The organism is Acidobacteriota bacterium, from assembly GCA_028874215.1.
Classification (GTDB): Bacteria; Acidobacteriota; UBA6911; order RPQK01; family JAJDTT01; genus JAJDTT01.
This window is the reverse complement of the sequence record JAPPLF010000082.1, coordinates 19,362-33,339: the sequence shown is the minus strand read 5'-3', so window position 1 is coordinate 33,339 and position 13,978 is coordinate 19,362. Positions and strand designations below refer to the sequence as shown.

General features: G+C 61.8%; 8 protein-coding genes and 3 tRNA genes. 2 read left to right on the top strand and 9 right to left on the bottom strand.

Annotated features, from left to right (window positions below; genetic code table 11):
• Positions 1 to 117: 117 nt before the first annotated feature.
• Positions 118 to 2,067, bottom strand: a complete 1,950-nt coding sequence (locus tag OXT71_16580; protein ID MDE2928011.1) for a zincin-like metallopeptidase domain-containing protein — start codon at positions 2,065 to 2,067, stop codon at positions 118 to 120.
• A 523-nt stretch (positions 2,068 to 2,590) separates the two neighbouring features.
• On the opposite strand from OXT71_16580, the gene OXT71_16575 reads away from it, so the two are divergent.
• Positions 2,591 to 2,677: transfer RNA gene (locus OXT71_16575), tRNA-Leu, on the top strand.
• 420 nt (positions 2,678 to 3,097) lie between these two features.
• Here OXT71_16575 and OXT71_16570 read toward each other — a convergent pair.
• The 8 genes from OXT71_16570 to OXT71_16535 form a co-directional block, all read right to left on the bottom strand.
• Positions 3,098 to 4,321 carry an integrase arm-type DNA-binding domain-containing protein gene (locus OXT71_16570; GenBank protein MDE2928010.1) on the bottom strand — a complete coding sequence of 408 codons (1,224 nt, stop codon included), beginning with the start codon at positions 4,319 to 4,321 and terminating at the stop codon, positions 3,098 to 3,100.
• Positions 4,322 to 4,486: 165 nt separating this feature from the next.
• Positions 4,487 to 4,576 (bottom strand) — tRNA-Ser (locus OXT71_16565).
• Positions 4,577 to 4,660: 84 nt separating this feature from the next.
• On the bottom strand, positions 4,661 to 5,497 hold the full coding sequence (locus OXT71_16560) for an amidohydrolase family protein (GenBank protein ID MDE2928009.1): 837 nt from the start codon (positions 5,495 to 5,497) through the stop codon (positions 4,661 to 4,663).
• A gap of 43 nt (positions 5,498 to 5,540) precedes the next feature.
• Positions 5,541 to 6,824 (bottom strand): sialidase family protein, encoded by a 1,284-nt coding sequence (locus OXT71_16555; protein ID MDE2928008.1) that lies wholly within the window; start codon positions 6,822 to 6,824, stop codon positions 5,541 to 5,543.
• 178 nt (positions 6,825 to 7,002) lie between these two features.
• Positions 7,003 to 7,719, bottom strand: a complete 717-nt coding sequence (locus OXT71_16550) for a class I SAM-dependent methyltransferase (GenBank protein ID MDE2928007.1) — start codon at positions 7,717 to 7,719, stop codon at positions 7,003 to 7,005.
• 167 nt (positions 7,720 to 7,886) lie between these two features.
• The gene (locus tag OXT71_16545; protein MDE2928006.1) at positions 7,887 to 9,188 is read right to left on the bottom strand and encodes a DUF1501 domain-containing protein; all 1,302 of its coding nucleotides are present in this window, start codon (positions 9,186 to 9,188) and stop codon (positions 7,887 to 7,889) included.
• 9 nt (positions 9,189 to 9,197) lie between these two features.
• The gene (locus OXT71_16540; protein MDE2928005.1) at positions 9,198 to 11,417 is read right to left on the bottom strand and encodes a DUF1588 domain-containing protein; all 2,220 of its coding nucleotides are present in this window, start codon (positions 11,415 to 11,417) and stop codon (positions 9,198 to 9,200) included.
• 615 nt (positions 11,418 to 12,032) lie between these two features.
• Positions 12,033 to 12,128 (bottom strand) — tRNA-Ser (locus tag OXT71_16535).
• Between the two features lie 196 nt (positions 12,129 to 12,324).
• Between OXT71_16535 and dnaX the strand changes: the two genes are divergently transcribed.
• A complete protein-coding gene (gene dnaX / locus OXT71_16530) occupies positions 12,325 to 13,965 on the top strand; it encodes a DNA polymerase III subunit gamma/tau (protein ID MDE2928004.1) in 1,641 nt (546 codons plus the stop codon).
• The last annotated feature ends 13 nt before the right edge of the window (positions 13,966 to 13,978 follow it).

The following is a 13,978-nucleotide window of genomic DNA, read 5'->3' as shown; positions in this document are numbered from 1 at the left end:
GAACACGGCCCGGGAGCGGTCCGCCACATTGCCGTCAATGGGACTTTCCGTGCTCTTCGCAGCCCGTGGGTCCACGACGTGCACAGGTTCCACCCGGGACCGGGCGCGCGCGGCCCCTTAGGCGATCCACAACACTCCCCCGGTATCCGCTGGAATCCGGGCCGAGAGCCAGGTCCGGCCCCGGTCGATGCGGATGCGGTCTTGGCGCATGGGCGCGGTGGCCCGCTCCAGCAACGCCTGTCGGTGGTCCATGGCTTTCACAAAGCCGCCGTAGTGGGCGAGGTATTCCTGGTCGTTGGCACCGACGGCCTGCCCGATGCGGCGGATGGTCTGCTCCTGCTCCGGGGACAGAGGCTCGAACTCGGCCTCGGGACCCGGGGGGGACCAGCGCCGCAGGACCTTCCCGGCCCGCTCCTGCCGGAGGCCGTCGCGGGCCACCGCGACGACGTGCACCGGGTGGTCTTTTGCGCGCAGCGCGGCCCAGAGCCGGGCGTGCTCCGCCCCCCATGAGAGCATCTCCGAGTCGGTGTCCCGGCCGGGATCGACGTAGACGAAGGTTGCCCGGTCCTCCTCCAGGGCCAGTGGGAGCTTGCGGGGGAAGTAGCGGCTCCGCCCCTGGGCATGGCCGGCATAGTGCCGGCAAGGGAACAGCCGCCGGGAAAGGCCCAGCGCTTCGAGCGCCCAGGCCTTCTCCCGCCCGGTGGGAAGCCACTGCCGCTGGGGGTGATCGAGGACGTAATCGAGCGAGAGCAGCCGGCGGAGCCGGACCCAGGCGGAAGACCCGGGGTGGGGGACGCGCTCCAGTCCCAGCGCCCGGTACAGGGCCTTGGCGGCGATGCGGACGAGTCGCGTGGTGGTGGGCAGTCCGTCGAGGTCCTCCTCGACACCGTGGCGGCGTCTGAGGAGGAGGCGGACGAAGCGCAGGGCGCGGTTTCTCCGGCAGCGGAAATGGGCGCAGAACTGGGCGCGGGTGAACCAGCCGCCGTGGCGGCAGACCAGGGCGATCCATTCGGCCTCGGGTCCGTGCCAGCCGAAGCGCTCCAGCACGTCGGAGCCCGGCGCCGGACGGGGCGGTTCCAGAGCGGGGAGCGGAGGGGAGGCGAGCACCGGGGCAATCTGGCGGAGACGGATCCGTGGCGCCTCCCGGACGTCGGAACGGACCGAGGACGGCTCGGTGGTCCGCTCCTTGATCTCGCGGGCGCCGGAGAGCAGGGCCTCGCTCATGCGCCAGGCGTCGGCAGCGGCCCGGACCAGTTCCCGGGGATCGGACTCCAGGAGTTGGATCCAGTGCTTGGTGTAGAACTCCCCATTGCGGGGCCGGTGGCCGAGGCCGATCCGGACGCCGGTCATCAGGGCCGCGATCTCGGCCCGGAGCTCCTCGCGGGCGGCAGCAGGCAAGGCGGTCCCGTCCCGAAGGGCGGCGGCGAGGCCCGGTCGGTTCAACCGGTCCGGGTGGCCGGTCCCGTGGCCGAGTTCGTGAAGAAGGGTCTGGTAATAGCGCTGGGCGCCGACGAATTGGGAGGGCGGCGGGAGGACGATCCGGTCCTCTCCCAGGTGGTAGCCGGCCTGGTCGCCGGGTTCGTGGTGGCGGCTGACGCCGCTGGCTTCGAGAAGGCGCTCGACCCGTTCGTATACCTCCCAGGAAGGCGGGTCCCGGTCGTCGCGCGGCGGGAGGAACAGGCCCTCGGTCTGCTCGACGTTGAAAAGAGCGGCCGAGCCCTCTTCGGAGCCGTCCTCCACCGGCGGGGAATCAAGGTCCCCGGCCGGGAGGGGGAGGACGCCCGTCTGGTTCTTGGAAATCCGGCCCCCGGCGGCTTCGATCCGGTCCCGGGTGCCCCAGCGGGGGTCCGAGTATCCCCGCTCGGCGGCCCGGCAGAGAATGTGAAGTCCCTGGACCCCGGTGTAGGGTTGGCAGGAAGGGAAATGCTCGGGCCAGATCCGGTCCTCGGACGGCTGGTGTTGTTGCCAGGGGGACCGGCGGTTGCGGAGTTGGCCGAGAATCCGCCGGACGAAGGTCTCCAGGACCGTCCGGGGTTCGGGGGGTGGGACTCGGCGACGCCAGAGCATGAGGATCGCACCTCTTCCGGGAGTGCGGGTCCGGAATCAGGATCTCGTGGGTTGAGAATACACTCCGGAGAAAACCCTCGCCGGGATCTTCTCTGGCGGCTGGAGACGGATTCGTCGGCCGTAAGTGGAAAAAGGAGAAGGACAAGATGAAGAAACCTAGAGTGAGTGTTTTTTTCGGCGCTGGATGTCTATTGGTCGGGTGGCTGGTTGGCGGTATCTTCCCACCGTGCATGCACCCCGTCGCAGCACAAGCGCCGCCCGGGGAGTGGCAACTGACGTCCTCCCAGAACGCTAGCTTCGCATGGCTTCACAATACAAAGACCGGGAAGGTCTACCGCGTCTTTAATGGGTGTGGTGAAGCTGCACCAGACGGTTGTTTAGACCCGCTGCCTGTCGTCAACGAAGCAAGCAGCCGCCAATATATGCCAAGTGCGACCCAGCCCAAACGCGTCGGCTCTCCGTAGATACCACGGTGATATCTTCTGTGGTCGTCTGTGGCCACAATCGTGCGACGGATCAAAGAGCCCGGGTGGCGAAACCGGCAGACGCGCAGGACTTAAAATCCTGTGGAGGTACTGCCTCCATGTGGGTTCGACTCCCACCCCGGGCACTCTTTGAAAGCCGCTCGCCACAGGCCGCCCAGGAGATTGAAAGCCGGTTCCCTTCCCTTTCAGGCGATCTCTGGATGTCTTGGGTGGGACCTCGCGGCGGTAGGTGAGGTCCGGATTTCTTCCCGCTTCAGGTTTTGAACAGGTTCCCCGCTCCGACTACTTACTCCGCCGAAGGCGAAAACGAGACCATCACCAGCGTGTTGAACGAACTGGCGGGAAAGGGCGATTGCGGCGCCGTAGGAAGGGACTACAGAGTGTGCTGTGGAGCTTGGCCAGCAAAGAGATTGCAGGGAATGAGGGGTCCCTCAAAACCGGTTTCCGAAGCATCAACCGCTTCTCTAATGGAAAGGAAGGAACCGTTACCGGTTTATTCGACGGGAAACAAGCTGGCATTAGAGACCACCGCTCAGGTGGATTCCTCAGTTTTGATCCAGTCGCTTTGGATGCATCGGAACGACATCAGCCTTCAGTTGATCGAGGTAGTCGGCCCACTCCTGCATCATCTTTCGCCGTTCCGGGAGATAGGCCGTGCGATTGTAGGCCCGGCCGTTGGGGTCCCGCACCGCGTGGGCCAATTGATGCTCGATAAAATCGGGACGGAATCCCAATACTTCATCCAGGATCGTTCTCGCCATCGCCCGAAACCCGTGGCCCGTCATCTCCTCCTTGCCGATACCCATACGCCGCAGGGCGGCCAGAATGGCATTCTCGCTCATTGGCCGGGCTCCGTTGGGAGTGCGAGCACTTGGGAACACATAACGTCCATGGCCCGTCACAGGATGTAGCGCCTGGAGAATCTCGACCGCTTGTCGAGAAAGGGGAACGATGTGCGGGATGTCGGTCTTGCTGACGGTGTAACGCCACTCAGCGGCCTCCAGGTCGATATCCGACCACTGGGCGTGGCGTAGCTCCCCGGGCCGCACGAAGACCAAGGGAGCGATGCGCAGGGCGCAACGCACGATCAGCGTCCCTTGGTAGCCGTCCAGGACTCGCAGCAAGGGGCCGACCTGCTTCGGTTCCGTAAGGGCGGCGAAGTGGGTTCTCTTAACCGGCGGCAACGCGCCCCGCAAGTCACCGGACGGGTCACGCTTCGCCTTTCCGGTGGCCACCGCATAGCGAAACACCTGGCCACAGATCCGAAGCGCCCGGTGGGCACTTTCCAGAGCTCCCCTTTGCTCGATCCGACGAACAACGGCCAACAACTCAGGGGCGGTAATGCCGACAATCGGCTGGCGACCCATCCACGGGAAGATATCTCGCTTCAGTTGGCCCAGGACCCGGTTAGCATGACTGACCGCCCAGTTGGGAGTGTGCTTGGTGAACCATTCCCGAGCCACAGCTTCGAAACTGTTCGCCGACTGCTGCTTCTTCGCGGCTTCTTGCGCCTTGCGGTGCTCGCTGGGATCGATTTCTCGGGCCAAGAGTTCGCGGGCCTGAGCGCGCCGTCGCCGCGCCTCCTTCAGAGACACTGCAGGATAGACGCCCAGAGAGATGCGTTTCTCCTTGCCGGCGAAGCGGTACTTCAGCCGCCACCACTTGTTGCCGCGGGGGGATAATTCCAAATACAGGCCACCTCCGTCGAACAGTTTTCTGGCCTTTTCGGGGGGTCTAGCGTGACGAATAGCAATGTCGGTGAGAGGCATATGGGGCAACTCCTTTTGGTGTAATTTAACCTGCCCCCAATTATTGCCCCCAGATGCCCCCGGATGTCAAGAGATATTATCGGACGGATCTGGACAAGAAATCAGCGTAAGTAACTCATTATATGGACTATATTGGACTGTTTTGGATGTCTTTGGATGAAGAAATGGCGGAGAGGGCGGGATTCGAACCCGCGGTACAGTTACCCGTACACACGCTTTCCAAGCGTGCTCCTTAAACCACTCGGACACCTCTCCTGCCCGGAAAATTCAAGCCGTGAATTTTACTTCCTGGGTGGTTCCGGAACAAGCCCGCGACCCGGTCGAAACCCAGGCTGGACCTTACCCCGAACCGGAATCCGGCCAGTACGCGGAGGCGGCGTTCCCTCCCATGACGGCGGCCATTTCTGCAGGTTCCAGTTCCGTGTAGAAGCGCTCCTGGAGCCCCAAAGCACTGGCGTAGCTGCACTTGAGCAGAACGTGGGGGAAGTCGCTTCCCCAGATCAGCCGATCCGCGCCGAAGGCCTCGCAAAAGGCCCTGAAGAACGGATGGCAGTCCCGGTTCGGCCACGCCTGGCGGGAGTGGTAGTAGTAGCCGCTGACCTTCACCGATACCTGAGGATACCGGCTGAGCGCCAGCAGGGCCTGGAATGCCGGATCGCCCGTTCCGGCCGTCACGTCGGGATAGGCCATGTGATCGATGAGGAGGGGAACCTGGGGAAACCGCTCCGCCAACCCGGCCAGGGCCGGAACATGGTCCATCCTCATGAGCAGGTTGACCGCGATTCCCAGGTCCTGGGCGGCTTCCCAGACCGGATACGAAGCGGGCCGGCCGAAGGTCACATCCTCGCCGGGAACGTTGGGGCGAATTCTCAGGCCCCGGCAACCCCGTTCCTCGACCCAGTAGCGAAGGCGCCGGTCCGCGCCCTCCCGCCGCGGGTCCACGTAGCACACCGCCGCCAAGCGGTCCGGTTCCGCGGCGGCGCAGTCGGCCACGTAGGAATTGTCCTCGCCCGGGTAAAGAGGCTGCACCACGACGGCCCGGTCCACACCGTGCTCATCCATGTACTGCCGGAGCAGCTCCACCGGGACGTCCGACGTCGGACTGACGATGGTGGCGCCGGGATTGGGGTGGTCGGGAGCCGAACGCCAGACGTGGAGGTGCGCATCTACGATCATTCTTCGTTCCCGCAGACGGGATGGAATGGGCGCGTCCGCTGCCTCATTCCCCGCCCATCTTCTCCAGAGTCCAGAAGACGCCCGCGACGACCCCTTTGAGATCGTCCGGGACCGACTCGATGTGTGAGTAGTGGTAAATAGCCGTGATGAAGCGCCCCGGGGAGATCTCGACGGTCGGGGTCGTGAAGCCGGCCACGGGAGCCAGCAGGAACTTCTTGGACCGGTTCATGAGCGGGGTCCCGGAGCGGGTACCGTCGACCCAGGTCTGTCCGCCGTCCAGGCTGATTCGCGCCGCTCTGCGGGTATTTCCGGCGTGCCCCCAGGCATGGGTCACCACGACGACGTTGCTGGGGGTCCAATCGACCGTCCCCCGGTGACCGTACCATTCGGTCATTCCACCGGGCGCCAACTGGAAGGTCCGGCCGGCGTCCTTCGATTCGAAGAGCGCCCCCTGCTTGTAGTAGTGCATGGGGTTCCCGGTCTCCATCATCATCTTGGCGCCGTCCTCCCCGGGCCGGCCCAGGCGCTGGATCCGGGTCATGACAAAGACGTGGTCCGGGTCTCCGGGACCGATGGCCAGCGTCGACTCGTGGGCGTTCAGGTCGGTGTTGACCCGGGCCGGTTCCCCCCAGGTGACGCCGCCGTCGGTGGAACGCAAGACCACGTCCCCGAAAAAGTCGTCCGGCGTGCCTCCATACAAGAAGTTGGGTGGACCCACCGGATCGGTGGGTGGATGTTTCTTCTTGTACTCTTCACTGGAAACGACAGTGGTGTTGAACAGAAGGGTGCCGTCCGGCTGTTCGATGACGGCCCGATTTCCATCCTCATGGAATTTGATGTTGGGCGTCCCCGGCCCGAACCTGGTGAAGTCGGTCTCCGACCCGGTCCAGGTTTTCCCGCCGTCGTCCGAGTACGAGACGAACAGGTCCTGGCCGTAGAGACGCAGCTCCTTTTGGTTCGGCGGGTGCTCCCCGCTGGTCTGGTGGACCAGGAAGATCCTCCCCTTCCGGTTCACGCCCATTCCCTGCACCACCTGGTGGGGCCGGCCGAGGTCCACCGGCGAGGAGTTCCAGTTCTCGCCATCGTCCGCACTCGAATAGAGGGCAGGCGGATCGGTCTGAAGCGCCAGGTAGATGGTCCCGTCGGGATGCCGCGCCATGGCCATCATGGCCCGTTTGGACGCGCCTGCGGGGACGATGGTCACCAGCCGGTCGATCTTCACCGTCACGCGGTGATCCATCTTTTCTTGCTCTGCTTCCTGCGACGCCTGCTGGCAGGCAGGAAAGATCAGCAAGAACAGCGTCAGCCAGATTGGGATTCGATTCATGGGTTTTCGTCCTCCCGGAGCGAACATGGTGGTAGCGGCGACGGAAGCTACCCGAACTGAGCGACTTCCACGCCGTAGAGTGACATCCGAGGCCCAGAACGTTGGTCCATTGTCATGGCGGCCGCTGGCCGCCGTCAAGGCGCACATCCTACTGTATCTGCAAAATCTCACCGGAAATTCACTTCCGGGCGACGAAGAGCACACGGTTCGTTTCTTCGACCCGGCGATTGCGGCCAAGGGCAATACAGGAGATGTCCGTAAAGCGGCTGCGTTCGAGCGCCTGGACGACCGTGGAGACGGAATACCATGTCTGGAAAAGCCGAACCTCGACGGGACGGCCCCTGTCCCGGGATGGAATCGTCGCGTGGAACTCCGCCAAGCGAGTGTCCTCGCGATAAGTGGTCGTGACCTCCATGGTCGTCCCCGGATCATCGACTGTCCACGTGCCCGACCAAGACGTCAGATACTTGATCTCCGTGTTGAGATCGAAGGCAAACACGCCTCCTGAAGCGAGGCACCTTGCCACGTTGAGAAGAGCCGACTCGAAATCTTCCAGAGTCAGCAGATGATTGAGGCTGTCGAAAAGGGAAATAGCGGCATCAAACTTGCGAGACAGACCGAAGCGCCGGACGTCCGCGCAGACGAACCGACACCCGGGCGCATTGACGGCCGCATGGCGGAGCATCCCCAACGACGCATCGACACCAACCGTCCTGAAACCCTGTCGAGTCAGTTTCTCTGCGACCTGTCCGGTCCCGCAGCAAACATCAAGAACGTTGCTGTGGGGATGGAGATGGTCCAGAACCAGCCGGTCCACTTCCGGGAACCAGTTCAGGGAGTCCCCGCCCCAGTGCCTGTTGTAGACCGCGGCGAACTCATCGTAGTTCGACAGCATGATTCTTACCGACACTGATACACCGGGACTCTAATCCCTATTCCTCACCCAGAGGGCGCGATGATCGTGCAGAATTATCGCCTTCAGAGCGCGCTTGAGACGACAAGTGCGGTAAAGATCTGGCGGAGGAGATGGTTCCGTCCCACCAAGCACCTTTCCCTGGTGACTTATTCGAAGAACGCGAAGTCCTCGGTGTTGCGGAAGGGGAATTTCTGAGCTCCCAGCGAGTCCTCGATTCGAAAATATCGGCGCAACGCTTTGTGAACGTGTTTCGGGTGGATGATGGTTCCGTTGGCGTCGTCGCGCTGCAGTGTTTCCGGATGGATCTTGTGAGCAAAGTGCAGTGCGTCGGTTTCGCCGACCACTTGGTTGGTCCAGGTCTGATTCTTTTCCATCACGATGAAGCTGCCGATAGGCCAGTGATCCTTTCCGTTATCCACATTGTAGTGGTTGGTGCGGCCGAAATCCGATCCCATCACCACGACCAGCCGGTCGGCGACTTCATGCGTCTCTGCGAAATCCCACAGAAAGTCCACGGAATCGGTCAAGTTTCCCAACAGGCTGGTGTACTGCAGATCGTGATTGAAGTGCGTGTCGAAACCACCCTTTAACAAATCGGCACTGACGGCTACCTTCGCCTTGAACGCAAGGATCGTAAACAGCGCTTGACGCCGCAATTGGTTCTCGATGCTGTTGAATTCGCCTTGGAACCCTTCCAGTTGATCCAATTCATCGCGCGGTGGAATGAGGGAAGCATACGCTCTCAACCCCTCGGTCGCTTCCGATGAGAGCGCCCTTGCATAAAGCCCGCGGTTGCGGGCTGCTCTGGGCAACAGATGGGGATCCCCGGCCAACCGAGCGATATTCGCCGCCCGAAATGTCTGGAACCGTTCCCAGTCTGCCGAGTGAAGAAACCGGCCCGAATCCGACCACCGAGGGCGATTCGGGACCGCAACATTGCTAATCAGTTCCGGACGATCCATGCGGGTGTACGTTATCAACCCGGCCGGATCGGAAAACCCCCCAAAAGTGAGGTAGGCAAGCGACAACTCCGGTCCATATTGGGCCGCGAGCAACGCGGTCATGCTGGGATACCCTTCAGACACCCGGCCACTCCAGTTATGGATGACCCCCGTCGTGTGAGAATTCGTCTGTGCGTCGACCCCGTTGATGACCAACATCCGGTCGTAGTACTTTTCGAAAAACGCCGTGTTGTTGGCGAAGTCCGCGTAGAAGAGATTGCCCGCCTGCTGAGTCTCTCCGTTCTCGGCCCAGTGGTTGATGACCTTCTCGCCGGGCGTATTGGTCTTCGGATCGCAGAAACTCGTCGGGTCCCAACCCCCCTTCGCCTGCACGAAGATGAACAGCTTGCCGTCGTAGTCGGCCGCGTTCGCCAGTGGCAGGTGAAATCCCGACGCTGCACCGACCGCCGGGGCCAACAGACTTCTGAAAAAGGTCCGCCGCTTCACTTCACCCCCCTAGAAAAAGAGGTACCGGTAATCCGTCATCAAATACGCAAGCACGACGACCCACGTCTGGATTATAGGATCTCGCCGGCCTCGGTCCCACAAGTCAGCATCGTCCAATATTTCGTGCGCGCGTTCCCCATCGTATTCCAACTCTCCGTCCTCGTTTGTTTGCAGAACATCGTCAGCGATTCCTTCGAAGAAAAAATCATCGCGAATATCACAGGCAGTCATTGCACTCCGCCGTTCCCTCGTGTTACGTCTATGTTCCCACGTCTCCACAAACAACTGAAACGCGGCCTGCACATCGGGGGAATCGACCGATACCGTCACACCAAGGAGCTTCTCGTGCAGTTCGACCAGCTTTTCACGAATTTTTCTGGCGCCGCGGTTTGAATTCGGCAACATTTTCTGGTCAATCCCACCAAATAGACGCCGGTTCTCATCCGGCCAGAGCAAGAACTCGCGTTGAACAATGGGACAACTGGATTCAAGGGCATGGCTCTGGGCGACCGCCGCCATCGTCGGCGTCAAGTCGTACGACCGTTCCGTGACCGCATCCGAGTTGATCCCGCCGTAAAGCAGACGGTAGCCCTCAGAATCGGTCCACGAATTGACAGATTTTCCATAAACGAGGTTCCACCGTCTTGTGGGCTGCCGCCCCCAACTGTATCCGGTGATGGCTTGAGTCTTCCATGCCAACTCTTCGGGCGTCAACAGCCTCTCGACGCCGGCGTTTTGCAACGCCACCGTCCGCACCGGATCGTCGTCGGAAACCGATTCCGCACGAAACCAGGGCGAAAGCACGATCTCCACGAGAAGATCTTTCAGATTGTAAGGGTCCCCACCCTCGATACCCGTCCGGAACGCTTCGGCGAGTCGCTCCACCTCGCCGGATTGGGCGTTGGCGGCCAGCAGCATCCCTTCGAACCCGCTGTCGTTTTCGTCCTCCGGCGGCACCGTGACCTCGACACCCATGATCGCCGGCCACCAGAACTTCACAGTCGCTTCGGCGAAACGGTCGTCAGCCACGATTTGCTCGGCCAACCATTGCACACTGTTTTCCGCGTCCGGTGCGATCAGTCCGTTGAAGCCGGGTCCACGCATATCGCGATACCAACTGTCACCCTTTCGATAGGGCGTGTACCCGCCATCCGGAGGTTCCTTGTAGAATTCGTCCAGCGAGTCCAGACCTCCCCTTTCGTCTCGGTATTGGCCGTCTTCCCCGTAGTTCTGATACGTGCCGGCAACCGGATCCATGACGGTGTGGCACACCGTGCATGCGGAATTGTTCATCGTGGGGTTATTGGTATCGGCGAGAGCGACGGGATCCGTCGTTCGCGACGCCGACTTCTCGATATCCACATCCAGAAAGTGGTAGTACGTCCAACGCGAACGGGCGCGGTTGCGGTTCGTAGGGGTCGTGGGGTAACGCAGCAAGAACACGGTCGTATTGAGAATCCCTGCGTGAGGATAGTCGGTAATCAGGTTTCCGGGATCGACGACACGGGAACCGATCTCCGGGTCGCTTTCAAAAACCATCGAACCATCGTCCCGGTAATAGCTGACGATTTCCGATGGTGCAAATTCGAGCCAGTCATTCACATCCTTGAATTCCGTGGACGCGCCGTACGCCTCCGACGCCATCGGATTCGCCATGATGTAGTCGGCGGTCAGAACTTCCGTGTAGGGAAGATCCTTCTCCACCACATGTGCGATCAACTCCAGCGGGGCGCGCGCGATGCCGTATTGGAGTGACTCCCACCACCGCTTATATTCTGCATCGTACCACCTGTCATAGAATCCTCTTTCGCGCGCTTCCATGGCCTTCGTCCAATGCAGATTCACCAAATCGACGAATCGATGATCCAAATACCAAATCACGTTCTCGCCCAAGTGCCGATCCGTGAGCAACCGATCATTGCTCGCCCGAATCAGGAATTCGTGAAATCCCGGACCCGTCATCCGATTCCGGATCGCCGTCCGCAGGTCCTCCTCGGTGCCGTTCTCAACAGCTTCACGTTCCTCCCGGGTCGGGATCGTTCCGCCGAAGATCAACGCAGCGCGCCACAACGTTTTCCCCGGCGACGCCATCGTGACCGTGTCGAACAATGTGTCCGGGGACAGGCCGGAACCGGAATCGCCACCGTAGCCCAGCAGGCTAAGGAAGGTTTCCATGTTGGCGAAGTCGTCCGATCCGGCCGGCACCTGAATCCCGCCGCCGTGGCCCACCCCTTGGATCTTGTTCAGGATCAGATTGCCGCCGTCCTCGACGTCAGCCAGAAAATTCTCGAAAACGGCCAGGTTGAGGGTCGCATGGTCGGCGTTGGAAGACGGATGGAGAATCAGCCGGGTGTGGCCCGACACGCCCCCTTCGACATGGCAGTTGACGCACTTCGCCTGCACGATCGGTGCGGAAATGTGATTCTGAAAAAAGTCCAGTGCCGATTCCGCCTCCGACTCCGTTTCATCTGCCGTTACGGCATACCTCCTGGTGTCGGACTTCAGCAACGCTCCGCGCAAGTCCAGCAAAATCGGTGTCCCGATCCGGCCGTCGCTCAATACAGGACACATGGAGTCGACGCCCGTACGATCCGGGGTGGATGCGTACATGGTGTTCTCCATACGTTCGTGTGCCCGGGCGAGTCGGAGTTCATAGGCACGTCCGGCTCGAGTCAAGTCACTCCCGGGAGCGGCCGAGGCGTTCTCCAGGATCGGAGATAGAGCAGGAAAAATAGCGATGGCCACTACGGTCAGCAGTCGTAGCGCGAACCTCTTGAGGGTTACGAAAGACACAGCTTATGCACCCAAACCATTCTTCGATCTGCCAAATATCAGTAATAGGCGTGGCGGAGGAGGTGGGATTCGAACCCACGTGCCCGGCTCATCACCGGACAACCCGATTTCGAGTCGGGCCCGGTACGTCCACTTCGGTACTCCTCCGACGATCATTAGAGCCAATCTGCCGGTTCCAAGTCAAGGAACGGAGCCCGCTCCGGGCAGCCCTCCGGCCCGCTCCCGTCACGGTTTGGGAGTGGTATAGTATGGAGCTTCGAAAGTCCCTCGACGACCGGATCGACCCGGATTCCGGCCCTCGCAACGGGACTCCGGCCTCCTCTCCGAGACGGCGGGTTCATCCATGAGCTACGTGGTTCTGGCACGGAAATGGCGCCCTCAGACCTTCGATGAGGTCGCGGGCCAGGAGACCGTCACCCGGGCTCTGCGGAACGCCCTCCGCAGCGGACGCATCGCCCATGCCTTCCTCTTTTCGGGCGTCCGGGGAGTGGGCAAGACCACCACGGCCCGGATTCTGGCCAAGGCCCTGAACTGCGAGAAGGGGCCGACCGAGGAGCCTTGCTCCCGATGCGTCTCCTGCACCGAGATCGCCGCCGCCAACAGCCTGGACGTCCTGGAGATCGACGCCGCTTCCAACACCGGCGTAGACAACATCCGGGAGCTTCGCGAGAGCGCCCGCTACACGCCGGCGCGCGACCGCTTCAAGATCTACATCATCGATGAGGTCCACATGCTCTCCAACGCGGCCTTCAACGCGTTGCTCAAGACCCTTGAAGAGCCTCCGCCTCACGTGAAGTTCATCCTGGCCACGACGGAACACGCCAAGATCCCCGTCACCATCACCTCCCGCTGCCAGGAATACGACCTCAAACCGATCCCCTTCGTGCTGATTCTGGAGCACCTGAAACGGATCTGCGCCAGCGAGGAGATCGAGATCAGCGATTACGGCCTGAGGGCCATCTCCTCGGCCGCCAAGGGGAGCATGCGGGACGGCCAGTCGATTCTGGAGCAGATCACTTCGCTTTCGGGTAAGCAGGTCTCCGACGAGGACGTCCGCGTACTGCTGGGCGTGGTGGACGAGAAACTTGTGGCCGGACTCGTGGACTGCATTCAGGAGCGGGACGCCCAGGCCCTGCTGCAGCGGATGCAGGATGCCGTCGAGTCCGGGGTCGATCCGTTGAACCTGGCGGGCCGGATGCTGGCCCATGTCCGCAACCTCATGGTCTTTCAGGTCAGCGGTTGGGAAGAACGATTGCTCCAACTTCCCGACAGCCAGAAAGAGGTGGTGACGCGGCAGGCGGAGGCGTTTTCGACGCCCGATCTGATCCGGTTCTTCGACGTGCTCACCCGGTGCGGGGGAGAGATGCGGTGGCACCCCAATCCGGGCCTTCACCTGGAAATGGCCTTCATGAAGCTTATCGAGCTGGCCGGACTTCCCCGCTTGGAGAGCGTCCTGGAACAACTCGAATCCGGTCGTTTCCAAGGAACCGCACGGACACCCGAAAATCCTCCGGAGAGCCGGGATCTGTTCGGGAGCCGACCCGCTCCAAGCGGACCGGCCCCAGCGGCCAAGACGACTGCCGCGCCCGCCCCGGCCGCCTCTCCCGCCCCCCCCGAACCGGCCCGGTCCGAGCCTGTCCAACAGGCACAGGGTTTTCGGGAACGGCTCCTGGCCGCCGTCCAGGATCAAGCGGGACTCTATAATTCGTTGCTGCACTCCTCCGACAGCCAGGTTCAGGACGGAGATCTGATCGTCGTCTTCCCCGCCTCCGAGCAGGTCCACGCCGGCTTGGTTCAGGAAAAGGCGCAGCACCTCGCCGAACTGTCGGGACAGTTGACAGGATCCCCCTGTAAGCTTCAGATCCGGTTCCAGGAAGCGGAGCCGTCGGGGAAGGATGAGGAAGAGGACCTTGCGGAGCACCCGAAGGTCAAGGCATTTCTGAAGCGGTTTCCGAGCAAGGTGATTGTGGAACGCAACCCGTAGCCCTCTTCACGGT

Excerpts from the sequence above, each read along its gene's own strand:
- OXT71_16570 (MDE2928010.1), bottom strand. The coding sequence starts at position 4,321 with ATGCCTCTCACCGACATTGCTATTCGTCACGCTAGACCCCCCGAAAAG.
- OXT71_16550 (MDE2928007.1), bottom strand. The coding sequence starts at position 7,719 with ATGCTGTCGAACTACGATGAGTTCGCCGCGGTCTACAACAGGCACTGG.
- OXT71_16555 (MDE2928008.1), bottom strand. The coding sequence starts at position 6,824 with ATGAATCGAATCCCAATCTGGCTGACGCTGTTCTTGCTGATCTTTCCT.
- dnaX (MDE2928004.1), top strand. The coding sequence starts at position 12,325 with ATGAGCTACGTGGTTCTGGCACGGAAATGGCGCCCTCAGACCTTCGAT.
- OXT71_16560 (MDE2928009.1), bottom strand. The coding sequence starts at position 5,497 with ATGATCGTAGATGCGCACCTCCACGTCTGGCGTTCGGCTCCCGACCAC.
- OXT71_16580 (MDE2928011.1), bottom strand. The coding sequence starts at position 2,067 with ATGCTCTGGCGTCGCCGAGTCCCACCCCCCGAACCCCGGACGGTCCTG.